This is a genomic window from Streptomyces sp. B8-7, assembly GCF_058833805.1.
Genome location: NZ_JBYRRL010000006.1, coordinates 135,093 through 155,362, shown reverse-complemented (window position 1 = coordinate 155,362; position 20,270 = coordinate 135,093). Strand labels below are relative to the sequence as shown.

Sequence of the window (20,270 nt, the reverse complement as noted above, 5' to 3'; positions counted from 1 at the left end):
AGACATGACCGCACCCTCCTGGGACCCCGCCCAGTACCTCCGCCACGCCGACCACCGCGCCCGCCCCTTCACCGACCTGCTGGCCCGCGTACAGAGCCTCCCCGCAGCCCCGGCCACCGGACGGCCCCGCATCGCCGACCTCGGCTGCGGCCCCGGCAACGTCACCGCCCTGCTCGCCGCCCGCTGGCCCGACGCCCACATCACCGGGTACGACAACTCACCCGAGATGCTCGCCCGCGCCCGCGCCGCACACGCCGGCCCCACCCCCGGCGGCGGCCGCCTCGACTTCGCCCACGCCGACGTCCGCACCTGGACCCCCGAGGAGCCGTACGACCTCGTCATCAGCAACGCCACCCTCCAGTGGGTGCCCGGCCACGCCGCACTCCTCCCGCGATGGGTCGCCGCCCTCCGCGACGGAGGGACCCTCGCCTTCCAGGTGCCGGGAAACTTCGACGCCCCCAGCCACCGCCTGCTGCGCGAGACCGCCGGGAAACCACCGTGGCGCGACCGCCTCGCCGGCACCCTCCGCCACCACGACGCCGTCCTCACCCCCGCCGCCTACCTCGCGGAGCTCACCGCACTCGGCTGCACCGTCGACGCCTGGGAGACCACCTACCTGCACCTCCTCCAGGGCGAGGACCCCGTCCTGGACTGGGTCGAGGGCACCGCCCTGCGCCCGGTCCTCACCGCCCTCGCCGACGACCCCGCCACCCGCGACGCCTTCCTCCACGCCTACCGCGCCGCCCTGCGCACCGCCTACCCGTCCGGCCCGCACGGCACCCCCTACCCCTTCCGCCGCATCTTCACAGCAGCCCGGAAGCACCCCTGACCCGGCGGCGCGGGGAACTGCGCGACCAGCCACAACGGCGCATGAGCCGATTCAAGGGGGGGGAGGGGCCCACACAGGCCGAGCGCGCCCGTCAGCTCCCCACCCGGGGGGCGCGGGGAACTGCGCGACCAGCCACAACGGCGCATGAGCCGATTCAAGGGGGGGAGGGGCCCACACAGGCCGAGCGCGCCCGTCAGCTCCCCACCCGAGGGGCGCGGGGAACTGCGCGACCAGCCACAACGGCGCAGCAGTCAGCCACGACACCACAAGGCCCCTCAAGCGGAGCGCTGAGGCCCCTCAAGCGGAGCGCTCAGCTCTTGCGGTGCCCTATCAACCGCGGCTTCTGCTCCAGCCCGTCCAGCCCGTGCCACGCCAGATTCACCAGATGCGCCGCCACCTCCGCCTTCCTCGGACGCCGCACCTCCAGCCACCACTGCCCCGTCAGCGCGACCATCCCCACCAGCGCCTGCGCATACAGCGGCGCCAGCTTCGGATCGAACCCCCGGCTCTTGAACTCGCGCCCCAGAATGTCCTCCACCTGGGTGGCGATGTCCGAGATCAGCGACGCGAACGACCCCGTCGACTGCGGGATCGGCGAGTCACGGACCAGGATGCGGAACCCGTCCGTGCACTCCTCGATGTAGTCCAGCAACGCGAACGCCGCCTGTTCCAGCAGCTCACGCGGATGCCCCGCGGTCAGCGACCCGGTCACCATGTCCAGCAGCCGCCGCATCTCGCGGTCCACCACCACCGCGTACAGGCCCTCCTTGCCGCCGAAGTGCTCGTACACCACCGGCTTGGAGACCCCGGCCTTCGCCGCGATCTCCTCCACCGACGTGCCCTCGAAGCCCTTCGCCGCGAACAGCGTCCGCCCGATCTCCAGCAACTGCTGCCGGCGCTCCGCACCGGTCATCCGGGTACGGCGGGTACGCCGGGGCTTGTCATTGCCGGAGATACTGCTGGAGTCGGTCGCCACAGCGTCAATCATGCCGCCTCGGCGGACTCCCCCCGGCGGCGGGAGTCCCCCTCGCCGTCCTCGCGCCGCGCGTCGATCCGCGAGCGGGACGGCCAGCGCACGTCGTACGCCCACCCCGCCAGCTCGAACCAGCGGATCAGCCGCGCCGAGGAGTCCAGCTGCCCCCGCATCACACCGTGCCGGGCCGACGTCGGATCCGCGTGGTGCAGGTTGTGCCACGACTCACCGCACGACAGCACCGCCAGCCACCACACGTTCCCCGAACGGTCCCGCGACCGGAACGGCCGCTTGCCCACCGCATGGCAGATCGAATTGATCGACCACGTCACATGGTGCAGCAACGCCACCCGAACCAGTGACCCCCAGAAGAACGCAGTGAACGCCCCCCACCACGACATCGTCACCAGACCGCCGATCAGCGGCGGCAGCGCCAGCGACATGACCGTCCACACGATGAACTGCCGCGAGATCGCCCGCAGCGCCGGATCCTTGATCAGATCCGGCGCGTACTTGTCCTGCGGCGTCCGCTCCTCGTCGAACATCCATCCGATGTGGGCCCACCACAAGCCCTTCACCAGCGCCGGAACCGTCTCCCCGTACCGCCACGGCGAGTGCGGGTCACCCTCCGCATCCGAGAACTTGTGGTGCTTGCGATGGTCGGCCACCCACCGCACCAGCGGCCCCTCCACCGCCATCGACCCCGCGACCGCCAACGCGATCTTCAACGGCCGCTTCGCCTTGAACGACCCATGCGTGAAATGCCGGTGGAAACCGATCGTGATCCCGTGACAACCGAGGTAGTAGAAGAAGACCAGCAACCCCAGATCAAGCCAGCTCACCCCCCACCCCCAGGCCAGCGGCACCGCCGCCACCAGCGCCAGGAACGGCACGACGATGAACAGCAACAGCGCGACCTGCTCGGTCGAACCCTTGCGCTCCCCGCCGAGCGTCCCGGACGGCAAGGCGGCGCCGGAAGCCTCCAGGGCGTCTTCGATCACATCGGAACTCGTGGCCATGGGCGTCCCCTGTGGGGTCGAGGGTGATGACAGCGGATACCGGACGGCCGGAACCGGGCAGGCATCCCTACGGTTCCGTAACCTACGGCGTCGTAAGTATGGCAGCGCCCGGCCCGGCGGCAAGAGCCCCCGAACCTGCGCGTCCGCCCCGACACCTATCCTTGGGACCGGTCGGACAGCGCGGTCCGCTCTGAATACTTCCCGGATGCACCGCCCCTAAGCGGCACCCGGGCCCCTGCCGGACGAGCTTCACCACTGCAAGGAGCCGCACCTGTGAGCAGTGCCGACGACCTGACCACGGCCACCACCACCAACAGCAGCGAGCTGCGCGCCGACATCCGCCGCCTCGGCGACCTCCTCGGCGAGACCCTCGTCCGCCAGGAAGGCCCCGAGCTGCTGGAACTCGTCGAGAAGGTCCGCCACCTCACCCGCGAGGACGGCGAAGCCGCCGCCGCACTGCTGCGCGGCACCGAACTGGAGACCGCCGCCAAGCTCGTACGCGCCTTCTCCACCTACTTCCACCTCGCGAACGTCACCGAACAGGTCCACCGCGGCCGCGAACTACGCGCCCGACGCGCCACCGAAGGCGGACTGCTCGCCCGCACCGCCGACCGCCTCAAGGACGCCGACCCCGAACACCTGCGCCAGACCGTCGCACACCTCAACGTTCGTCCGGTGTTCACCGCACACCCCACCGAAGCCGCACGCCGGTCGGTCCTCAACAAGCTCCGGCGCATCGCCGCGCTCCTGGAGACCCCCGTCATCGCCTCCGACCGCCGCCGCCACGACACCCGCCTCGCCGAGAGCATCGACCTCGTCTGGCAGACCGACGAACTCCGCGTCGTCCGCCCCGAACCCGCCGACGAGGCCCGCAACGCCATCTACTACCTCGACGAGCTCCACGCCAACGCCGTCGGCGACGTCCTCGAAGACCTCACCGCCGAACTCGAGCGCGCCGGCGTCACCCTCCCCGACACCAGCCGCCCCCTCACCTTCGGCACCTGGATCGGCGGCGACCGCGACGGCAACCCCAACGTCACCCCCCAGGTCACCTGGGACATCCTCATCCTCCAGCACGAACACGGCATCAACGACGCCCTGGAGACCATCGACGAACTCCGCGGCTTCCTCTCCAACTCCATCCGCTACAGCGGCGCCACCGAGGAACTCCTCACCTCCCTCCAGACCGACCTCGACAACCTCCCCGAGATCAGCCCCCGCTACAAGCGCCTCAACGCCGAAGAGCCCTACCGCCTCAAGGCCACCTGCATCCGGCAGAAGCTCGAGAACACCAAGCAGCGCCTCGCCCAGGGCACCCCCCACGCCCCCGGCCGCGACTACCTCGGCACCAGCGAACTCCTCAGGGACCTCACCCTCATCCAGACCTCGCTGCGCGCCCACCGCGGCGGCCTCTTCGCCGACGGCCGCATGAACCGCACCATCCGCACCCTCGCCGCCTTCGGCCTCCAGCTCGCCACCATGGACGTCCGCGAACACGCCGACGCCCACCACCACGCCCTCGGCCAGCTCTTCGACCGCCTCGGCGAGGAATCCTGGCGCTACGCCGACATGCCCCGCGACTACCGCGCCCGGCTGCTCGCCAAGGAACTCCGCTCCCGCCGGCCCCTCGCCCCCACCCCGGCACCCGTCGACGCGGCCGGCGAGAAGACCCTCGGCGTCTTCCAGACCGTCCGCAAGGCCCTGGAGGTCTTCGGCCCCGAAGTCATCGAGTCCTACATCATCTCCATGTGCCAGGGCGCCGACGACGTCTTCGCCGCCACCGTCCTCGCCCGCGAGGCAGGCCTCATCGACCTGCACGCCGGCTGGGCCAGGATCGGCATCGTGCCCCTGCTGGAGACCACCGACGAACTCAAGGCCGCCGACACCATCCTGGAGGACATGCTCGCCGACCCCTCCTACCGGCGCCTGGTCGCCCTCCGCGGCGACGTCCAGGAGGTCATGCTCGGCTACTCCGACTCCTCCAAGTTCGGCGGCATCACCACCTCCCAGTGGGAGATCCACCGCGCCCAGCGCCGACTGCGCGACGTCGCCCACCGCTACGGCGTACGCCTGCGCCTCTTCCACGGCCGCGGCGGCACCGTCGGCCGCGGCGGCGGCCCCTCCCACGACGCGATCCTCGCCCAGCCCTGGGGCACCCTCGAAGGCGAGATCAAGGTCACCGAACAGGGCGAGGTCATCTCCGACAAGTACCTCATCCCCTCCCTCGCCAGGGAGAACCTGGAACTGACCGTCGCCGCCACCCTCCAGGCATCCGCCCTGCACACCGCACCCCGCCAGTCCGACGAGGCCCTCGCCCGCTGGGACGCCGCCATGGACGTCGTCTCCGACGCCGCCCACGCCGCCTACCGCCGCCTCGTCGAGGACCCCGACCTGCCGTCCTACTTCTTCGCCTCCACCCCCGTCGACCAGCTCGCCGACCTCCACCTCGGCTCCCGCCCCTCCCGCCGCCCCGACTCCGGAGCCGGCCTCGACGGACTGCGCGCCATCCCGTGGGTGTTCGGCTGGACCCAGTCCCGGCAGATCGTGCCCGGCTGGTTCGGCGTCGGCTCCGGCCTCAAGGCACTGCGCGAAGCCGGCCTCGACACCGTCCTGGACGAGATGCGCGAGCAGTGGCACTTCTTCCGCAACTTCGTCTCCAACGTCGAGATGACCCTCGCCAAGACCGACCTGCGCATCGCCGGCCACTACGTCGACACCCTGGTGCCCGACGAACTCCGCCACGTCTTCGACACCATCCGCGCCGAACACGCACTCACCGTCAGCGAGATCCTCAAGATCACCGGCAAGGCCGAGCTCCTCGACGACCAGCCCGTCCTCAAGCAGACCTTCGCCATCCGCGACGCCTACCTCGACCCCATCTCCTACCTCCAGGTCGCCCTCCTCAAGCGCCAGCGCGACGCCGCCGCAGCCGGACAGGAGCAGGACCCCCTGCTCTCCCGAGCCCTGCTGCTCACCGTCAACGGCGTCGCCGCCGGCCTGCGCAACACCGGCTGACCCCCCTCCGGGAACACCGAAGGGGCGGAGCCCGTGCCACCCACCGGCACGGACCCCGCCCCTTCACACCACCCCGCGCACACCCCGCACACCGGCTCCTCGGCGCGCGGTACGCTCCCGTTCCGTGCCGCCCCGCCCGCTACGCGCCCACAGCGCAACCGCGCGCCCCCAGAACCACCAAGGCGCCCCCAGGCCAGGCTCAGAGCGTGAGAAACACCGCCGCCAGCAGCGCCGCGCCCGAGCCCGCCAGAACCCACGCCACCCGCGTACGGCCCAGCCCGCCCGCCACGACCACCGCCGCCAGCAGCAGCGCACCCCCCAGCGGCACCCACGCGTACAGCACCCCCGCCGGACCCGAGCGCACCGCGCTCCGCCCGCCCGGCTTCACCACCACGTCGTAGACCCGGCCCGGGGCCACCGCCGGCGTGCTCTCCACCACCACACGCACCCGCGCCCGGGACCCCGGCGACAGCGGCGTGTACGGCCCCGAGCAGCTCCGCTCCCCGCACCCCGTCACCTGCAGCGTGCCACGCTCACGGCCCTTGGTCAGCATCACGTACTGGGCCGTGCCCCACGACGCCCACACCCCCGCGACCAGGATCAGGGCGGTGACCACCGTCATGGCAGCCAACCGGCCGAACCGGAGCACCGCGGTCGCGGAGCCCGCGCGCGGGGCGGAGTGGGCGCCAGAACGCATGGCCGCGATCCTTGGCCATGCCCGCACAGAACGTCAACCGCGGTGGGGGAGTTGTCCGCACCTGCGTGCACCGCCCGACCCGGGCACCGCGCCCGGCCCGGAAACCGCCGCCCCCACCCAGCGCCCCCACCCGGCGCCCCCGCCCGGCGCCCCCGCCCGGCAGGAGCCCGGCTCAGGAGTTGTACGTCCCCTGCGCCCGCTCCAGCCCCTCGATCACCAGGCACTCCACCGCGTCCGCCGCCCGGTCCACGAAGTAGTCCAGCTCCTTGCGCTCCGCCGAGGAGAAGTCCTTCAGCACGAAGTCCGCCACCGGCATCCGCCCCGGCGGCCGGCCGATCCCGAACCGCACCCGGTGGTAGTCCGCCCCGAACGCCTTCGTCATCGACTTCAGACCGTTGTGCCCGTTGTCCCCGCCCCCCAGCTTCAGCCGCAGCGTGCCGAAGTCGATGTCCAGCTCGTCGTGCACGGCGACCACGTTGCCCACCGGGACCTTGTAGAAGTCCCGCAGCGCGTTCACCGGACCGCCCGACAGGTTCATGTACGACGCCGGCTTGGCCAGCACCACCCTGCGGTTCGACGGACCCGGCGGCCCGATCCGCCCCTCCACCACCTGGGCCTGGGCCCGGCCCGCCCGCTTGAACTTCCCCCCGATCCGCCCGGCCAGCAGATCCACCACCATGAACCCCACGTTGTGCCGGTTCATCGCGTACTCGGGACCGGGATTGCCGAGCCCGGCGATCAGCCAGGGAGCGCTGGCATCGGTCGTCATGTCGCTAGTCTCCTCGCACACAAGAGCCGCTGCCCCCGAAGGGAGCAGCGGCCACCGCTGGGGCGGCCGCCCCGCCCGCCACCCGCCGGAGCCACACGGACTCCGCACCGGACGGCGGACGAGGACGGCCCATGACGCCGCGGACCTGCCCTCAGGCCCCGACGACCGTACCGGCTCAGGCCTGAGCGGGGGCCTCTTCGCCCTCGGCGGCCTCCTCCTCGGCGGCCTCCTCGGCCTGCGCGGCCAGCACCTGCAGCACGACCGCGTCGTCCTCGACCGCCAGCGTCACGCCCTTGGGCAGCGCGATGTCCTTGGCGTGGATCGAGGCACCGGCCTCCAGACCCTCCACCGACACCGACACCGACTCGGGGATGTGCGTCGCCTCGGCCTCGACCGGCAGCGCGTTCAGCACGTGCTCCAGCAGGTTGCCGCCCGGCGCCAGCTCACCCTCGGCGACGACCGGGATCTCGACCGAGACCTTCTCGCCGCGCTTGACCAGCAGCAGGTCCACGTGCTCCAGGAAGCCCTTCAGCGGGTCGCGCTGCACGGACTTCGGGATCGCCAGCGCCTGGGTCTTGCCGTCCACGTCCAGCGAGATCAGGACGTTCGGCGTACGCAGCGCCAGCAGCAGGTCGTGACCCGGCAGGGTCAGGTGGACCGGGTCGGTGCCGTGCCCGTACAGGACGACCGGAACCTTGTTCTCGCGGCGGATACGGCGCGCGGCACCCTTACCGAACTCGGTGCGCGTCTCGGCGGCGAGCTTCACCTCGGACATGTTCACTCCTCGTAGACAACTGGGAAACGGACGTGGTCACCCGGCCACGAACGGCCTGCTACGAAGAGCGCGTCGATAACGGACAGCCCACCTGCGCGAACAGGTGCGGCCTCCCTCGCCGAGCAACTCCAGCAGTCTACTCGGCGGGAAGGCCACACCCAAAAGGATCATCAACGAGCGGCCCGAAGGCCGCCCCGGGGCCGCCCAGACCCCTGCAGAACCCTTACTGCTCGTCGAACAGGCTCGTCACCGAACCGTCCTCGAACACCTCACGCACCGCACTCGCGATCGTCGGCGCGATCGACAGCACCGTCAGCTTGTCCAGATCACGGCTCAGCTCACCCGGCGTCGGCAGCGTGTTCGTGAACACGAACTCGCTCACCCGCGAGTTCTTCAGCCGGTCCGCCGCCGGACCCGACAGCACACCGTGCGTCGCCGTCACGATGACGTCCTCCGCACCGTGCGCGAACAGCGCGTCCGCCGCCGCACAGATCGTGCCACCGGTGTCGATCATGTCGTCCACCAGCACACACACCCGGCCGCGCACCTCACCGACCACCTCGTGCACCGTCACCTGGTTCGCCACGTCCTTGTCGCGCCGCTTGTGCACGATCGCCAGCGGCGCACCCAGCCGGTCGCACCAGCGGTCCGCCACCCGCACCCGGCCGGCGTCCGGAGACACCACCGTCAGCTTCTCCCGCTCCACCTTCCGGCCCACGTAGTCCGCCAGCAGCGGCAGCGCGAACAGATGGTCCACCGGACCGTCGAAGAAGCCCTGGATCTGGTCCGTGTGCAGATCCACGGTCAGAATCCGGTCCGCCCCGGCCGCCTTCATCAGGTCCGCGATCAGGCGCGCCGAAATCGGTTCACGACCCCGGTGCTTCTTGTCCTGCCGCGCGTAACCGTAGAACGGCACGATGACCGTGATGGAACGGGCCGACGCACGCTTCAACGCGTCGATCATGATCAACTGCTCCATGATCCACTTGTTGATCGGAGCCGTGTGGCTCTGGATCAGGAAGCAGTCCGCACCACGCGCCGACTCCTGGTAGCGGACGTAGATCTCACCGTTGGCGAAGTCGAAGGCCTTCGTCGGGACGACCCCGACACCCAGCTGTTGGGCGACCTCCTCGGCAAGCTCGGGGTGGGCGCGGCCGGAGAAGAACATCAACTTCTTCTCGCCGGTCGTCTTGATCCCGGTCACAGCACTGTCTCCTCAGAGGTGTCGCAGCTGGGTGTCCAGCAGACCTCGCCACTGGGCGTGAGAGGCCGTCTCAGCTGGTGGGGTGCAGATGTGCATCTATCACGGTACGCCGTGTCCGACGCGCCTGTTTCCGGTCAGCCTTCGCCGCCCGGCTCCCGGGAAGCCGCCTCCGCCGCCTTCGCGGCAGCGCTCCCCGGACGCTTACGGGCCACCCAGCCCTCGATATTCCGCTGCTGACCACGGGCCACGGCCAGCGAACCGGGCGGCACATCCTTCGTGATCACGGACCCGGCGGCGGTGTACGCACCGTCCCCGACCGTGACCGGAGCCACAAACATGTTGTCCGAACCGGTCTTGCAGTGCGACCCGACCGTCGTGTGGTGCTTGTCCTGACCGTCGTAGTTCACGAAGACACTCGCGGCACCGATGTTCGAGTACTCGCCGATCGTCGCGTCCCCGACGTACGACAGGTGCGGGATCTTCGTCCCCTCGCCCACCGACGAGTTCTTCGTCTCGACGAACGTCCCGATCTTGGCCTTCGGACCGAGCCGCGTTCCCGGACGCAGATACGCGTACGGCCCCACGCTCGCCCCCGCCCCGATCACCGCGCCCACCGACACCGTGTTGTCCACCCGCGCCCCCGGACCCACCTGCGTGTCCGTGAGACGGCTGTGGGGGCCCACCTCCGCACCCTCGGCGACGTGCGTGGCACCCAGAAGCTGCGTACCGGGGTGCACCACCGCGTCCTGCTCGAACGTGACCGTCACGTCCACCCAGGCCGAGGCCGGGTCGACCACCGTCACCCCGGCCAGCATGGCGTCCCGCAGCAGCCGGTCGTTCAGGATGCGGCGGGCCTCGGCCAGCTGCACCCGGTTGTTGATCCCGGCGATCTCGCGGTGGTCCCCGGCCACCGACGCGCCCACCCGGTGCCCGGCCGCCCGCAGGATGCCCAACACGTCCGTGAGGTACTCCTCGCCCTGGCTGTTGTCGGTCCGCACCTGCTTCAGCGCCTCCGCCAGCAGCCGGCCGTCGAACGCGAACACCCCGGAGTTGATCTCCCGGATCTCCCGGACCGCCTCGTCGGCGTCCTTGTGCTCCACGATCGCGGTGACCGCGCCCGAGGCGTCCCGCACGATCCGGCCGTAGCCGGTCGCGTCCGGCACCTCGGCGGTCAGCACCGTGACGGCGTTGCCGTCCGCGGAGTGCGTCCCGGCCAGCTGCCGCAGCGTCTCGCCGGTGAGCAGCGGGGTGTCGCCGCAGACGACGACCACGGTCCCCTCCAGGGGGCCGCCCAGCTCGTCGAGGCCCATGCGCACCGCGTGCCCCGTGCCGTTCTGCTCGGCCTGCACGGCCGTACGCACCGCCGGGGCGGCCTCGGCGAGGTGCGCGGTCACCTTCTCGCGGGCGTGCCCGACGACCACGACGAGATGCTCCGGCTCCAGCTCGCCGGCGGCGGCCAGGACATGGCCCACGAGGCTGCGGCCGCAGATGTCGTGGAGAACCTTGGGTGTGGCCGACTTCATACGGGTGCCCTCACCCGCTGCGAGGACGACGACGGCTGCCGGGCGGTTGGCGCTCACGGGATGCCCTTCGGCTGTTTGGGGGAGGGGTGGACATCCGCAGGATACCGGGGTGGAGAGGGGCCGACATGCGAGCGGGCCCTGACCTGGAGGTCAGGGCCCGCGTGGCCTTGCGTGCGGGGTGCTCCCGGGGAAGGAATCGAACCCTCATTCAACGAACCAAAATCGTTTGTCCTGCCATTAGACGACCCGGGATGGTTCGCGCACTTTGTCCGATTTCCTAGATCGGCCGTTGTGCAGCCCCTACTATGCCGCACCAGGACCCCTCGATGCGACGGTACAGATCAGCGCTCTTCACCACGTTGATGGCCAGACAGCCGCGATAGGAATCACCCGTGTTCTTCCGGGGCGTCGTGGGATTGTGCTTCTTCAGCGTCGTCTTGGTGAACGCTGACCGGTCGGCGCCGACCAGCTTCGCCCAGTACTCCTCCGCGCCCGTGATGTCGGCCCTCTCGTGGATCATGACGGTGAACCTCAGGCGCTCCCGCTCGATGCCGAGCAAGTCGAGCCAGGCGAGGAAGACGGTGACCATGCCGGGATCGCTGTTGACGAAGCAGACCCTCTCGCGGCGGTCGTACGGCTTGTCCTTGGAGCCCTCGGCCCAGTAGAGCCCGACACCGACCAGGAACAACTCACGGTCGGACAGCGCGCCGATCTTTGCCCGGGCTGCTGCTTTGGTCTTGCCGCGCTGTTCCTCCCGCATCGCCAGTTCGTGTTCCCAGCGCTTCTGGGCAGCCAGTTTGGCCTGCTCGGAAGGGTTGCGACGCTCCGGCTTCGGCAGGTCTCGCACCCACAGCGAGACCGAGCTCTTGGAGCAGCCCAGTTCCAGCTGGATCCGGTCGTACGTCCAGCCCTGCAGGCGCAGCTCGCGGGCGCGGGCGCGCAGGTCGTCCTTGGCGTTCGGTCGTTTCGTCCAGTCCGGTGGCGGTTCTCCGGCCAGGAGGCGGTTGAGGAGGTCGTTGTTGCCGATGTGCAGGCGGTCGCGGATGGCCCGTCGGCTGAGCCCCGCTCGGCGCAGGGTCAGGGCCTGGTCGCGGAGGCCTTCGAAGTCCGCGTACTGGCCGGTGATGCCGGTGGAATGTGTCATGGAAATACCCTCCGAGAGGAATGAGGGATTCCGGGATCGAACGTGTGCGATTCACCAGTTCGAGCGATGTCGGGCGGTTTTCCTGCTCTCCGGACGCGGATGTGGTGCGGTCCGACCGTCGGAACTCGTCGGAACTCGCCGGAAAAGGGCGGGCCGGCGCCCGTAGGCTGGAGGTATGACCACGACGGGGGAAGAGGACGCCGCGGCCCGGCCGGGGCCGTGGTGGTGGGTCAGACGGCGCGGTGCCCTGCTGGACGGGGGGCTGGCGCTGGTGTCCGCGCTGGAGTGCGGGGCGCGCGGGGTGCCGTTCGCGCGGGACGCCGGGGTTCCGGTGGCGGTGGGTGTGGTGTTCGGTGTGCTCGCCGGGTCGGTGCTGCTGGTGCGGCGCCGCTGGCCGATCGCCGTGGTGCTGGTCTCGATCGCCGTGGCGCCCGCCCAGATGGGGTATCTGATGGGGGTCGTCGGCCTGTACACGCTGGCCGCGTCCGAGCTGCCGCGGCGGATCATCGGCTCGCTCGCGGGGATGTCGCTGCTGGGCGTGTTCGTGGTGACGTTCGTGCAGGCGCGGCAGCTGTCGGACTCGGAAGTGCAGGTGGGCGAGTGGGCCGTGCCGTTCATCGCGGTGACGATGTCGGTGGGGATGACGGCGCCGCCGTTGCTGCTGGGCCTGTACGTGGGGGCCCGGCGCCGGCTGATGGAGAGCCTGCGGGAGCGGGCGGACAGCCTGGAGCGGGAGTTGCAGCTGCTGGCGGAGCGGGCCGAGGAGCGGGCGGAGTGGGCCCGGGGTGAGGAGCGGACCCGGATCGCGCGGGAGATGCACGACGTGGTCGCGCACCGGGTCAGTCTGATGGTGGTGCATGCCGCGGCGCTGCAGGCGGTCGCGCGGAAGGACCCGGAGAAGGCCGTGCGGAACGCGGCGCTGGTGGGGGACATGGGCCGGCAGGCGCTCACGGAGCTGCGGGAGATGCTCGGGGTGCTGCGCAGTGGTGAGGCGGTGCGGGCGCCGGCGGTGTCGCCGGCGGTGGCCGGGGAGATGGCGGCCGCGGTGGTGGTGTCGCGGGGCGGGGACGAGCGGCTGGTGGTGGCGGAGGGGCCGTGCCTGGAGGAGCTGGAGGAGCTCGTGGGGCAGTCGGCGGCCGCGGGGATGGTGGTCGCGCTGTCGGTGGAGGGCGAGGTGCGCGGGTATGCGCGTGAGGTGGAGCAGACGGCGTACCGGGTGGTGCAGGAGGCGCTGACGAACGTGCACAAGCACGCGGCGGGCGCGAAGACGTATGTGCGGCTGGCGCACCGGGTGTCGGAGATCGCGATGCAGGTGGAGAACGAGCCCCCGCCGGAGGCGGGTCCGGTGTCCGGGGCGGGGTTGCCGTCCGGGGGGAACGGGCTGGTGGGGATGCGGGAGCGGGTCTCCGCGCTGGGCGGGGTGTTCGTGTCGGGGCCGACGGATGCGGGCGGGTTCCGGGTGTCGGCGGTGATTCCGGCGTCGTAGTGGCCTTGGGTGCTGGCCTTGGGCGCTGGCCGGGGGTGCTGGCCGGGGGTGCCGGCCGGGGGTGCCGGCCGGGGGTGCCGGTCGGGGGTGCCGGTCGGTGTGGTCGCGGCGGGTCAGTGCGTGGTGAGGCGGGTGGGCTGCAGGCCGGTCACCAGGGTGGTGAGGGCGTGGTCGAGGTCGGGGCCGAGGTACCAGTCGCCGGTGTGGTCGAGGGCGTAGGCGCGGCCTTCGGTGTCGAGGGCGAGGAGGGTGCCGGTGTCGGGTTCGGTGCCGAGGGGGCTGACCTCGGTGCCGAGGGCGCGGCCGAGGTCGCCGAGGGTGCGGGCGAGGTGGAGTCCGTGCAGGGGGTCGAGGTGGAGGGTGGCGGGGGCTATCTGGCGGCCGGGCGCGGTGGGGGTGAGGTGCAGGCCGCCGAATTCGGCCCAGGCTTCGACGGCGGCGGGGAAGACGGCGTGGCGGTGTCCGGCGGGTGAGGTGTGTTCGCGCAGGGTGTCGGCCCAGGTCTCGGCCTGTTTGATGTCCCAGCGGCCGGGGTGCCAGCCGGCGGTGCGCAGGGTGGCGTCGACGGGGACGGGGAAGCGGGTGGTGGAGGTGCGGTCGGGCTGCATGTGTCCGTTGTCCGGTGTGTGGTTCTGGGAGTCGGCGGGGCCGGTCGAGGCCGGTCCGGTGGGGCCGGTGGGCCCGGCGGGTGGGTCCGGCGGGTGGGTCAGGCGGGGGTGGTGCCCGGGTCGACGATGCGGACGCCGAAGTGGGCGCTGAGGGCGGCGCAGGCGCGGCAGGGGGTGGCGAAGGTGCCGTGCAGGGGGTCGCCGTCCTCGCGGATGCGGCGGGTGGTGAGTCTGGCGTGTTTGAGGGCTTTGCGGGCTTCGCCGTTGGTCATGGGTTTGCGGGCGGCGCGTTTGCTGCGGGCGGTGTCGGCGCTGGTGATGTGGCGTGAGATGAGGATGGTCTCGGCGCAGCGGCCGGTGAAGCGGTCGCGGTGGTCGCTGGTGAGGGCGTCGAGGAAGTCCTGGACGAGGGGGTGGAGGGCGGGGGGTGTGTCGCTGCGGGCGGCGGTGCTGGTGAGGGTGGCGCCGCGGACGGAGAGGGCGGCGGCCACGGTGGGGAGGATGCCGTCGCGGCGCTGGGTGAGGGCCGGGGCGGGCGGGGGTGTGGTGCTGCTCCAGCCGATGCGGGGGTCGCCGCCGGTGGCCGTGGGTGGTTCTGTCTGCGTCGCGTTCATGTTCTTTTTCCCCTCTCGGGGGTCCCCCCGAAGGGTCCAGACTGCCAAACGGTGGGGCTGGTGCGGTAGCTGGGGCGGTGCGACACGCCCGGTTCCGGGCGGGCTGTCACGGCGGGGTGACGGCTGGTCACGGTTCTGTGGGGCGGGTGGGGTGGTGGAGTCGGAGGGCCGGTGACCGGTGCGGGGGTACCGCTTAGGCTGTCGGTGCCGCGGCAGGAGCGGCCGGTGTGCCGGTGACCGTGGCCGGTGTGTCGCAGAGAGTCGGATACGGCCGTGGTGGACGGGGTCGGCGTGGGGCCGGCGGCCACGGACCGTACAGAGTGCCGCAGGGGGCAACCGCCATGACGACAGGTCGGCTTGGGCTGGGGGATCCTCCCGGCCGCCAGGCTGGGGGACAGGCCGCGCCGCCGAATGCCGCGTATGCCGGGCAGGTCGTGCACTTCCCGGACCCGGTGCGGGCGGCTCGCCATCCGGCTGGTGTGCGGGTGGACGGGCGTGGTTATCCGGACTTCTCGCCTTATGCCCGGGCGGCGGTGGAGATCGCCGATCCGCCGGAGGGTTTCGGCGTGGACGAGTTGCGGCTGACGGACTACGTGTCGGCGAACGCCGCGCTGGCGGCGTCGGGGCATGTCCTGTGGGAGGCGGTGCCTGCGGTGGCGACGCCGCACGGCTGGACGTGGCACCACGTGGCGGGTTCGCGGCGGCTGGAGTTGGTGCCGGTCGAGGTGAAGGCGTTGCTGCGGCATCACGGCGGGGTGGCGACGGCCGCGGTGGACCAGGGCAAGCGGGGGACGCGGCCGTTGCAGGAGACGCGGCCGGCGCACTTCGGGCTGCCGAGGTCGGGTGTGGCGGTGACGGAGCAGCAGGTGCAGCAGGTCGAGGAGGACCTGGGGTACCGGCTGCCGGGCGCGTACCGGTCGTTCCTGAAGGCGGCGGGTGGTTGTGCGCCGGTGGGGACGGCGCTGGACGCGGAGCTGGGGCTGCTGCTGGACCAGCCGTTCTTCACGGTGCGGGACGAGGCGGCGGTCAATGACCTGGTGTACGTGAACAAGTGCCTGCGGGACCATCTGACCAAGGACTATCTGGGTGTGGGGTTCGTGCAGGGCGGTCTGCTGGCGCTGAGGGTGAAGGGCGCGGGGGCCGGTTCGGTGTGGTTCTGTGCGTATGACGATGCCCGTGATGTGGATGCGTCGTGGTCGCCGGCCGAGCGGGTGGAGCGGCTGCTGCTGCCGTGCGGTGAGGACTTCGACGTGTTTCTGTCCCGGTTGGCGGGTTCCCCGCCGGAGTTGGAGACGGTGGCGGGTCTGATGGTGGACGGCGGCTTCGTGCGGGTGGTCGCGGTGTCCGGCGCTGCGGGGGAGTGAGTTTCGCGATGGTGACGTTTGCGCAGGCGCAGGAGCGTGCGGAGGAGTGGGTCAACGGGGAGGTGCCGTCGTATCAGCATCGTGAGGTGCGGGTGCGGGAGTTCGGCCTCGGTTTCGTGGTGTGGGCGGAGGACCGGGTGGACGGTCCGCGTTCGGACGGTGGTGCCCAGCGGCTGGTGATCGCCCGTGACGGTGGTGAGGCGACGCTGTGGCCGGGGCTGCCGGTGGGTGAGGTGATCCGCCGTTACGAGGAGCAGTACGGGGGGAGTGCGCAGGCTCCGGCGGATGCGGCCGCGCCGGCGGCGCGGGTGGACCTGAACCAGACGTCGTTCCTGCTGACTCCGCCGGAGTGGCTGCAGGAGGCGGCGGACCGGAGGGGTGCCGGGGAGCGGCGGGAGCCGGGGCCGGCCCCGGCCGGACCGGCTGCCGGTCCGGACGCGTCCGGTGCCGGGGTGTCCGGTGCCGGGGTGTCGCCGCTGCCGGAGACGCAGGCGGGGGTGGCGCTGCCGGAGACGCAGGGGGGTGCCGCCGCCGGTCCGGGTGGCGCGGTGCCGTCGCCGGGCGCCGCGCCGTACGGCTACCCGCAGGCGCCCGGTGCGGGCGGTCCGGGTGCCGAGGACGCCGTGCCGCGGCCCGCGACCGCGCCCGAGGCGTCGGTGTCTCCCGCTTCCGGGTCGTGGCCGTCGCCGTCGCCGTCGGCGGCCCCGGCTTCCGGGCCGGCCGGTGGTGCCGGTGCCGCTCCGGTGGTGCCGGGGGCGACGCCGTGGGCGGGTACCGACACGAACGCCGATGCGGGGGAGGACCGTTCCGTCCCGCTGCCCGAGACGGTGTTCGCGCCGCCGCTGAGCGGTGTCGACGGCGATGTGCCGCCGCCGGTGGCGCCGGACGCCGAGACGGCGCTGATGGCGGGCGGCAGCGGGCTCGGGCCGACCGCGCTCGGGCCGGCGCTCCGGGACCCGGCCTCTCCGTCGGCGCCGGCTTCTCCGTCGGCGCCGCCTGCCGCCGGTCCGCCTGCCGCCGGTCCGCCTGCCGCGGTGCCGCCGCCGGGCGTCGCGCCGTACGGCTACCCGCAGGCGCCCGGCGCCGGTGGTCCGGGTGCCGTGGGTGCCGTGGGTGCCGAGGGTGCTGTGCCGCCACCGCCTCCGCCGCCTGCCGGGCCGGGGGTGCCGGGGCGTGCCCCGGCGCCGCACGCCGGGGACATCGCGGACGCCGCGACGAGCAGGGCGGCGGCGCCGCGCCGGGGCGGGCCGGGGGTGAGCCCGCCGGCGCCGCCCGGTGTGCCGGGTGCGGGGGCCGGGGGGACCCCGCCGCCTTTGCCCCCGGGTGCGCCGGGCGCCGGGGCCGGGGGGTACGTGCCCACGCAGCTGGTGTCCGCGCCGGGCCCGGACGGGCCGCAGCCCGCGGGCGGGCCCGGCGCGCCCGAGCCGTCGGGGGGTACCCCCGCGGGCGGCGTCCATCATGCGGCGACCGTGCTGGCGGGGCCCGGGCCGGCCGTTCCGGGCGCGGGCGCGCCCCAGCCCCCGGGTGCGCCGGGTGCGCCGGGCCCGGCGGGGAGTCACGGGGGTGCCGAGGGTGCCGTGCACCGTGCGGAGACCGTGCTGGCCGGGCCCGGCCCGGGCGGCCCGGGTGTGCCTCCGCCGCCGCCGGCCCCCGGCGTACCGGGCGTACCGGGTGTGCCGGGTGTCCCTGGTACGCCGCCGGGTGCGCCGCAGCCGCCGTCCCCCGCGTGGCCTCCGCCGCAGGCGCCGTCCGGGCCGCCGGTGCCGCCCGGCGGTCCCGCGCCGGCGTACGGCTACCCGCAGCAGCCGGCCGGTCTGCCGACGGTCGGGCCGGGCTATCAGGCCGTGCTGCGCTACCGGGCGCAGGACGGTTCGGAGCAGCAGCTGATCCGTCGTTCGGCGCCCGGTACGCCGCACCCGGAGTGGCAGATCTTCCATGAGCTGCGGGCGATGAACGTGCCGCCGGACCAGGTGCTGGAGCTGCACACGGAGCTGGAGTCGTGCGAGCTGCCGGGGGCGTACTGCGCGCGGATGATCCGGGAGCAGTGGCCGCAGGCACGGATCACCAGCATCGCGCCGTACGGCACGGATCACGCCAGCCGGCAGCAGGGGATGCGCCAGCTGCTGGCGCATCAGGGTGAGTTGCACCAGGTGGCGGACGGTCCGGCGCGGCCGGCGCCGGTGCGGGCGCCGTTGCCCGCGGTGCCGCCGGTGCCGCCGGTGCCGCCGGAGGCCGTGGGACAGGAGCTGGCGGCGGCGTTCGGGCCGGGGGTGTTCCGGTTCGAGCAGGTGGCGGTGGACCGGCAGGGTGTGCCGCCGGTGGTGGCGCACACCCTGGTGGTGGCGGGGCTGCCGCTGGACATGGGCCCGTTCTTCTGGGCGCAGGCCCAGCCGGGCCGTCCGGTGCCGACGCTGGCGGAGCTGGCGGTGGAGCGGGGGGTGCGGCCGGCCGCGGACGCGGGGTCGTACCTGGTGATGGGCACCGACTTCGGCAAGGCCGTCTGTGTGCAGTACGGCACGGCGAACATCGTGGCGGTGCCGGTGGAGGCGGGGCCCGGCGGGGCGTCGGTGCCGCCGCAGTTCGTGAACGCCGGGCTGCCGGAGTTCGTGCGCTGTCTGGCGCTGCTGGGCCGGATGTGGCGGCTGCGGTTCGGGTTGAACCAGGAGCAGGCGGGCCGTTGGACCGTCGACTTCCAGGCGCAGTTGGCGTCGTTGGACCCGGCGGCGCTGGCGTCGCCGGAGAGCTGGTGGTCGGTGCTGCTGGAGCAGATGTGGGACGGGCTGCTGTGACGCGCGGCCGCTGAGCGGCCCGTGGCCCGTGGGGATGCGGGGCTGCGGGCCGGGGCGGCGAAGGGCGCGGACGAGGGGCGCGGACGAGGGGCCGGATCCGGTCGGTGGACGACCGGGTCCGGCCCCTTTGCGTGTGCATCCGTAACCTGTGCGCGGAGTGTCGCGTTATGCGCACTTCCATCCGATCCATCAAGATGTGCCCGAAATCGAAAACGCGCGAGCAGCCGGCCGAGTGTGCGCCTGCGCCGTGTCCGCGGTCTGTCCGCGGTCGGGGTCCGCGGTCCGTCCGCGGGGCTGTCTGCGGTCTGTCCGCGGTCCGTCCGCGGTCCGTCCGCGGGGCTGTCTGCGGTCTGTCTGCGGTCTGTCTGCGGTCTGTCCGGGCGGGCGCCGCGCTCCGGCGTCCCGCTCGGTGGCCCGGTCCGGGGGCGTCCTGTCCGGGGCGTGTCCGGAGGGGGCCGTCCGGAGGGCCCGTCCGGGGCCGGGGCCGGGTGCTGTTCGCGCGGGACGGCGGAGAGGGGTTCCAGGATGAGCAGCGCACCGGTGTCGCCGCAGGGTTTCGTGCCCGTCCGGGGGCGCGGCTACCGCCCCGCGCAGGTGGAGAGGTTCATGGCGGTGCTCTGCCGGGACCGTGACGCGGCCTGGGAGCGGGCGGCCCGGCTCACCGTGCTCGCCAAGGAGATGGAGGCCGTGCGCGAGCGGCTGCGCGAGCAGGTCGCCGGGCTGGCACCGCAGACGTACGAGGGGCTCGGGGAGCGTGCCCGGGAGGTGTTCCGGCTCGTGGAGCTGGAGGCCGCGGCCGTGCGCGAGCGCGGCGGGCGGGAGGCCGGTGAGCGGGTCGCGCGGGCCGAGGCGGAGGCCGCGCGGGTGCGGCGGGAGGCGCGGGAGGCCGCGGACGCGCTGCGCGCCGGCGCCGAGGAGTGCGCCCGGCAGCGGCTGCGGGCGGCGCGCGACGAGGCGGACGCGTTGCGGGTGGCGACCCGGCGGGAGGTGAAGCGGGGGCGTGCCGAGGCGCTCGCCGTGCTGCGGGAGGCGCGCCGGCGGAGCGCGGGCGTGCTCGCCGGCCGGGAGCAGGAGCAGGCCGAGCGGTGGGAGGCGGCCGAGCGGGAGGCGCGTGAGCGTGCGGCCGCGCTGGACGCGCGGCAGGCCCGGCTGGCGGCTCGTGCCGAGGCCGCCCTGGCGGAGGCGGGGCGGGCGTTCGCCGAGGCGGAGGAGTCGGCCCGGTGCCGTCAGGAGGAGGCACGCGCGCGTGCGGAGGATCTCGTGGCGGAGGCCCGTACGCGGGCGGACCGGGTCGCCCGTGAGACCGAGCGGGTGCTGCGGGAGCACGGTGAGCGCTGGGACGACGTGAGCGCGCACATGGACCGTGTCCGCAGCAGTCTGGCGTCCCTGACGGGGGGCCGGCTGCCCGCGGAGTAGCCGGTGCGGGCCCGGCGGGTCCGGCGGGTCCGGACGGCTCCTGGA

16 protein-coding genes and 1 tRNA gene are annotated in these 20,270 nt (G+C 73.0%); 6 read left to right on the top strand and 11 right to left on the bottom strand.

Translation table 11 applies throughout. From position 1 onward, the window contains the following. Positions 1–4 precede the first annotated feature (4 nt). On the top strand, positions 5–829 hold the full coding sequence (locus AC5K6T_RS28990) for a trans-aconitate 2-methyltransferase (protein ID WP_493213728.1): 825 nt from the start codon (positions 5–7) through the stop codon (positions 827–829). Between the two features lie 310 nt (positions 830–1,139). Here the strand turns inward: AC5K6T_RS28990 and AC5K6T_RS28985 are convergent, their stop codons facing one another. Together AC5K6T_RS28985 and AC5K6T_RS28980 are read right to left on the bottom strand one after the other, a co-directional pair. Continuing rightward, the gene (locus AC5K6T_RS28985; protein ID WP_493213726.1) at positions 1,140–1,817 is read right to left on the bottom strand and encodes a TetR family transcriptional regulator; all 678 of its coding nucleotides are present in this window, start codon (positions 1,815–1,817) and stop codon (positions 1,140–1,142) included. Beyond that, positions 1,814–2,821 (bottom strand): acyl-CoA desaturase, encoded by a 1,008-nt coding sequence (locus AC5K6T_RS28980; RefSeq protein ID WP_493213725.1) that lies wholly within the window; start codon positions 2,819–2,821, stop codon positions 1,814–1,816. The genes AC5K6T_RS28985 and AC5K6T_RS28980 overlap by 4 nt, the downstream gene beginning before the upstream one ends. A 273-nt stretch (positions 2,822–3,094) precedes the next feature. On the opposite strand from AC5K6T_RS28980, the gene ppc reads away from it, so the two are divergent. Further along, positions 3,095–5,836, top strand: a complete 2,742-nt coding sequence (ppc, locus tag AC5K6T_RS28975) for a phosphoenolpyruvate carboxylase (protein WP_493213723.1) — start codon at positions 3,095–3,097, stop codon at positions 5,834–5,836. Positions 5,837–6,035: 199 nt separating this feature from the next. On the opposite strand, the gene AC5K6T_RS28970 is transcribed toward ppc, so the two are convergent. The 7 genes from AC5K6T_RS28970 to AC5K6T_RS28940 all read right to left on the bottom strand — a co-directional run bounded on the left by AC5K6T_RS28970 (position 6,036) and on the right by AC5K6T_RS28940 (position 11,948). Beyond that, positions 6,036–6,533: a hypothetical protein gene (locus AC5K6T_RS28970; RefSeq protein ID WP_493213721.1), complete on the bottom strand. Its 498-nt coding sequence runs from the start codon at positions 6,531–6,533 to the stop codon at positions 6,036–6,038. A gap of 172 nt (positions 6,534–6,705) precedes the next feature. Then, a complete protein-coding gene (gene pth / locus AC5K6T_RS28965) occupies positions 6,706–7,302 on the bottom strand; it encodes an aminoacyl-tRNA hydrolase (protein ID WP_493213719.1) in 597 nt (198 codons plus the stop codon). Between the two features lie 175 nt (positions 7,303–7,477). After that, complete coding sequence (locus tag AC5K6T_RS28960) at positions 7,478–8,077, bottom strand: 50S ribosomal protein L25/general stress protein Ctc (protein WP_493213717.1); 600 nt, start codon at positions 8,075–8,077, stop codon at positions 7,478–7,480. 223 nt (positions 8,078–8,300) lie between these two features. Continuing rightward, entirely contained in the window at positions 8,301–9,281 is a 981-nt protein-coding gene (locus tag AC5K6T_RS28955; protein ID WP_493213716.1) for a ribose-phosphate diphosphokinase, read from the bottom strand. A 134-nt stretch (positions 9,282–9,415) separates the two neighbouring features. Further along, positions 9,416–10,861, bottom strand: a complete 1,446-nt coding sequence (glmU, locus tag AC5K6T_RS28950) for a bifunctional UDP-N-acetylglucosamine diphosphorylase/glucosamine-1-phosphate N-acetyltransferase GlmU (protein WP_493213714.1) — start codon at positions 10,859–10,861, stop codon at positions 9,416–9,418. Positions 10,862–10,985: 124 nt separating this feature from the next. Next, positions 10,986–11,056: transfer RNA gene (locus AC5K6T_RS28945), tRNA-Gln, on the bottom strand. 25 nt (positions 11,057–11,081) lie between these two features. Continuing rightward, the gene (locus AC5K6T_RS28940; protein WP_493213713.1) at positions 11,082–11,948 is read right to left on the bottom strand and encodes a hypothetical protein; all 867 of its coding nucleotides are present in this window, start codon (positions 11,946–11,948) and stop codon (positions 11,082–11,084) included. A 175-nt stretch (positions 11,949–12,123) separates the two neighbouring features. Here AC5K6T_RS28940 and AC5K6T_RS28935 point away from each other — a divergent pair, with 175 nt between their 5' ends. After that, on the top strand, positions 12,124–13,434 hold the full coding sequence (locus tag AC5K6T_RS28935) for a sensor histidine kinase (RefSeq protein ID WP_493213711.1): 1,311 nt from the start codon (positions 12,124–12,126) through the stop codon (positions 13,432–13,434). 113 nt (positions 13,435–13,547) lie between these two features. Here the strand turns inward: AC5K6T_RS28935 and AC5K6T_RS28930 are convergent, their stop codons facing one another. Both AC5K6T_RS28930 and AC5K6T_RS28925 read right to left on the bottom strand, forming a co-directional pair. Then, complete coding sequence (locus tag AC5K6T_RS28930) at positions 13,548–14,042, bottom strand: SUKH-3 domain-containing protein (RefSeq protein ID WP_493213710.1); 495 nt, start codon at positions 14,040–14,042, stop codon at positions 13,548–13,550. Positions 14,043–14,140: 98 nt separating this feature from the next. Further along, entirely contained in the window at positions 14,141–14,656 is a 516-nt protein-coding gene (locus tag AC5K6T_RS28925) for a YwqJ-related putative deaminase (protein WP_493213708.1), read from the bottom strand. A gap of 341 nt (positions 14,657–14,997) precedes the next feature. On the opposite strand from AC5K6T_RS28925, the gene AC5K6T_RS28920 reads away from it, so the two are divergent. From AC5K6T_RS28920 to AC5K6T_RS28910, 3 genes are all read left to right on the top strand, one after another. Beyond that, positions 14,998–16,020 carry an SMI1/KNR4 family protein gene (locus tag AC5K6T_RS28920; protein ID WP_493213706.1) on the top strand — a complete coding sequence of 341 codons (1,023 nt, stop codon included), beginning with the start codon at positions 14,998–15,000 and terminating at the stop codon, positions 16,018–16,020. 8 nt (positions 16,021–16,028) lie between these two features. Next, positions 16,029–18,809 (top strand): SUKH-4 family immunity protein, encoded by a 2,781-nt coding sequence (locus tag AC5K6T_RS28915; RefSeq protein ID WP_493213704.1) that lies wholly within the window; start codon positions 16,029–16,031, stop codon positions 18,807–18,809. Between the two features lie 525 nt (positions 18,810–19,334). Then, positions 19,335–20,225, top strand: a complete 891-nt coding sequence (locus tag AC5K6T_RS28910) for a cellulose-binding protein (protein ID WP_493213702.1) — start codon at positions 19,335–19,337, stop codon at positions 20,223–20,225. The last annotated feature ends 45 nt before the right edge of the window (positions 20,226–20,270 follow it).

Bases quoted from the DNA above. Each gene is read 5' to 3' on its own strand.
- AC5K6T_RS28920 (WP_493213706.1), top strand. From the start codon at position 14,998: ATGACGACAGGTCGGCTTGGGCTGGGGGATCCTCCCGGCCGCCAGGCT.
- AC5K6T_RS28985 (WP_493213726.1), bottom strand. From the start codon at position 1,817: ATGATTGACGCTGTGGCGACCGACTCCAGCAGTATCTCCGGCAATGAC.
- AC5K6T_RS28980 (WP_493213725.1), bottom strand. From the start codon at position 2,821: ATGGCCACGAGTTCCGATGTGATCGAAGACGCCCTGGAGGCTTCCGGC.
- AC5K6T_RS28990 (WP_493213728.1), top strand. From the start codon at position 5: ATGACCGCACCCTCCTGGGACCCCGCCCAGTACCTCCGCCACGCCGAC.
- AC5K6T_RS28935 (WP_493213711.1), top strand. From the start codon at position 12,124: ATGACCACGACGGGGGAAGAGGACGCCGCGGCCCGGCCGGGGCCGTGG.
- pth (WP_493213719.1), bottom strand. From the start codon at position 7,302: ATGACGACCGATGCCAGCGCTCCCTGGCTGATCGCCGGGCTCGGCAAT.
- AC5K6T_RS28930 (WP_493213710.1), bottom strand. From the start codon at position 14,042: ATGCAGCCCGACCGCACCTCCACCACCCGCTTCCCCGTCCCCGTCGAC.
- AC5K6T_RS28960 (WP_493213717.1), bottom strand. From the start codon at position 8,077: ATGTCCGAGGTGAAGCTCGCCGCCGAGACGCGCACCGAGTTCGGTAAG.
- AC5K6T_RS28970 (WP_493213721.1), bottom strand. From the start codon at position 6,533: ATGCGTTCTGGCGCCCACTCCGCCCCGCGCGCGGGCTCCGCGACCGCG.
- AC5K6T_RS28925 (WP_493213708.1), bottom strand. From the start codon at position 14,656: ATGAACGCGACGCAGACAGAACCACCCACGGCCACCGGCGGCGACCCC.
- AC5K6T_RS28910 (WP_493213702.1), top strand. From the start codon at position 19,335: ATGAGCAGCGCACCGGTGTCGCCGCAGGGTTTCGTGCCCGTCCGGGGG.
- AC5K6T_RS28940 (WP_493213713.1), bottom strand. From the start codon at position 11,948: ATGACACATTCCACCGGCATCACCGGCCAGTACGCGGACTTCGAAGGC.
- AC5K6T_RS28915 (WP_493213704.1), top strand. From the start codon at position 16,029: ATGGTGACGTTTGCGCAGGCGCAGGAGCGTGCGGAGGAGTGGGTCAAC.